At 38.6% G+C, this 2,842-nt stretch carries 3 protein-coding genes and 2 pseudogenes; 4 read left to right on the plus strand and 1 reads right to left on the minus strand.

What is annotated here, in order from left to right; all coding sequences use genetic code 11:
* Nucleotides 1-5: 5 nt before the first annotated feature.
* Nucleotides 6-341, minus strand: a complete 336-nt coding sequence (locus AFK68_RS03330) for a PqqD family protein (protein WP_094671587.1) — start codon at nt 339-341, stop codon at nt 6-8.
* A gap of 322 nt (nt 342-663) precedes the next feature.
* Between AFK68_RS03330 and ispF the strand changes: the two genes are divergently transcribed.
* The 4 genes and pseudogenes from ispF (at nt 664) to AFK68_RS03350 (ending at nt 2,727) form a co-directional block, all read left to right on the plus strand.
* Entirely contained in the window at nt 664-1,167 is a 504-nt protein-coding gene (gene ispF, locus AFK68_RS03340; protein WP_094671589.1) for a 2-C-methyl-D-erythritol 2,4-cyclodiphosphate synthase, read from the plus strand.
* A 143-nt stretch (nt 1,168-1,310) separates the two neighbouring features.
* Nucleotides 1,311-1,391 (plus strand): annotated as a pseudogene (locus tag AFK68_RS44130) (pentapeptide repeat-containing protein); the annotation flags it as partial.
* A 100-nt stretch (nt 1,392-1,491) separates the two neighbouring features.
* Nucleotides 1,492-1,599 (plus strand): annotated as a pseudogene (locus tag AFK68_RS44135) (pentapeptide repeat-containing protein); the annotation flags it as partial.
* 63 nt (nt 1,600-1,662) lie between these two features.
* Nucleotides 1,663-2,727 carry a pentapeptide repeat-containing protein gene (locus tag AFK68_RS03350; RefSeq protein ID WP_094671591.1) on the plus strand — a complete coding sequence of 355 codons (1,065 nt, stop codon included), beginning with the start codon at nt 1,663-1,665 and terminating at the stop codon, nt 2,725-2,727.
* Nucleotides 2,728-2,842 lie beyond the last annotated feature (115 nt).

Consider the following 2,842-nt stretch of genomic DNA (forward strand, 5'->3'; position numbering starts at 1 on the left):
CAGACTTAAGAATTGATATATATTTCATCTTCTTCAGCAATAGACAAACTTTTTTCTTTGTCTATAACTTTAATAATTCCGTCATTTGTTAAATCTTCAATATATTCTAACAAATCATTTTTCAACACCTCTGGATCGACTTCTTCCAATTCTAAAATATCCTCATAAGCTTCTTGGATAGACTCAGATCCTATTAAGGCAAATAACATTTTAGCTGCTACATCATCCAAGAGAAAATCTTCACCTTCTTGTTCAGCATTAACTACAAAAATTCCTCCCTCATCTTCTGCTAGAAAAAAATCATTAGCGAATGATACTTTTTGAGTGAATGAAATGTTCACAACTTACCTCTAATACCAATAAAATTAATNCCTCATAAGCTTCTTGGATAGACTCAGATCCTATTAAGGCAAATAACATTTTAGCTGCTACATCATCCAAGAGAAAATCTTCACCTTCTTGTTCAGCATTAACTACAAAAATTCCTCCCTCATCTTCTGCTAGAAAAAAATCATTAGCGAATGATACTTTTTGAGTGAATGAAATGTTCACAACTTACCTCTAATACCAATAAAATTAATTCAAATAAACACTGCTTTTACATAGCAAGATATACTATACAATAGTTAAACAATTGTTTTCTATTAAGTAATAGTTAAAAATATGAACTTTCGTATAGGTAATGGTTACGACATTCATAAATTAGGGCCGGAAAGACCATTGATTTTGGGAGGAATCAAAATTGACCATGAAATGGGACTTATTGGCCATAGTGATGCGGATGTTCTGACCCATGCCATTATGGATGCAATGTTAGGCGCTCTAAGTTTGGGTGATATTGGCCATCATTTCCCTCCGAGCGATCCACAATGGGCTGGGGCTGATAGTATAGATTTATTGACCCGTGTCAATCATTTGGTTAAAGCTGCTTGCTGGAAAATTAGTAATATTGACTCAGTAGTAGTAGCAGAACGTCCTAAACTCAAACCACATATAGAGAAAATGCGATCGCGCCTCGCTACTACTTTAGAATTGGAAGCAAATCAAGTTAGTATTAAAGCTACTACAAATGAAAAATTAGGTCCTGTAGGTAGAGAGGAAGGTATTGCTGCTTATGCAGTAGTTTTGCTAGAGAAATATGAGGGTTTTTCAGGAATTAAGAATTAAGAATAAAGATAAGAAAAAATATTAACAAAGCTGTGGTTTTTTCGGCGCACTTTTACAATATGCGCCCGAAGAATTTGGGCGATCGGCGACGACAACGTTGGTTGTGAAGTAGTCTATCAGTTTCAAAACCCGGTTTCTTGAANAATCTTACAGGAGCCAATTTAACCGAAGCGAATTTGCAAGCAACCTATTTTTGGGCAACAGATTTTAGATATAGAAGTTGAAGCAAAGATTAGGACATTTATAAATGTTTAAACTCAGTCAAGGATTACTTCTGACTTCTGACTTCTGACTTGCGCGTAGCCCTATAGTGCTTGCTTCCGGGATGCAGAGATCAGTGGTGCTAGTTTGGAAGATGCTAATCTTTCTGGGGCTAATTTGCGCGACGTTATCCTTACCAGACAACTGCCTGATGGCAAAGTTCACCCCTAGAGAGGGAAAAATTATAGCATCTTATGGTCAAAAATTTCCTTAATTAATTGGGATGCTAAAAAAATGAATGAGAATGAACTATTAAAACTATATCTCAAAGGAGAGAGAAATTTTCAGGGTTATAATCTCAAAGAAGCTAAGTTAATTGGTGCTGAACTTATTCATGCCAATTTATCTGGTGCTAATTTGATGGATGCTTCTTTAGCGAGGGCGCACCTAGAGCGTTCTTTTCTTCTCGGCGCTAACTTAAACGGAGCCTTTTTATATGGTACAGATTTGAGTTTTGTCAAGCTGAAGGAAGGTAAACTGATAGAGGCAGATTTGACTAAAGCTAATCTTCAAGGCGCTCAACTTCCTAAAGTCGATTTAACTGGAGCTAAACTTAGTGGTTCGATCCTTACCTCAGTAAGTCTATTTCGGGCTAATTTACCAATGGTTAATTTATGTGGCGCAAATCTCAATGGCATTAACTTCCGTTGCGCTAATTTAGAAGGAGCAAACTTGAACTGGACTAACCTGAGTGGAGCGAGGTTGAGTGGTGCTAATCTTAAGGGCGCACAATTAAACGGAGTCAAACTCAGTGGTGCTTTTTTGAATGGTTTGCAGCTAGAGGGAATTAACTTTAGTGGTATGGATCTCAGTCAAGTTAAGTTGAGCGGTGCTAAGTTGCAAGATGCAGATTTGACTGGAAGCGATCTCAGTCTTGCTTTTCTGCGTCGGACAAAATTAGATCGAGCAAACCTCAAAAAAGCAGATTTACATCAAGGTAATCTCAGGGGTAGTCAATTTCCCGAAGCTAACTTAATGAAGACCAACTTAACTGAAGTGGATCTACGGAATGCTGATTTAAGTGGGACAAATATGAATTTAGCGGATCTCACTGGAGCTGATTTGAGTGGCGCTAACTTGCAAGGAGCCTATTTATGGGGCGCAATTTTAGATGGTGTTAATTTGCGGGGCGCGGACTTGCAAGGAGCCTATTTATGGGGCGCAATTTTAGATGGTGTTAATTTGCGGGGCGCGGATCTGCGTGGTGCTAGTCTACGAGATGCTAAGATGGCGGGAGTTGATTTACAGGATGCTATTCTTATAGGAGCAACTATGCCAGATGGGAAGGTTCATATCTAGCAAGCTTATTTCTTAGTTTGAGTCGAAAGTTCAGTAGGGTGCGTTAGGCCGTCCAGTATTTCGTTTTCTTTGCCCTGGTTGCTCAATTGGCCGTAACGCACCGCAACCGCTCTCA

Source organism: Hydrocoleum sp. CS-953, assembly GCF_002260545.1.
Classification (GTDB): domain Bacteria; phylum Cyanobacteriota; class Cyanobacteriia; order Cyanobacteriales; family Microcoleaceae; genus Trichodesmium.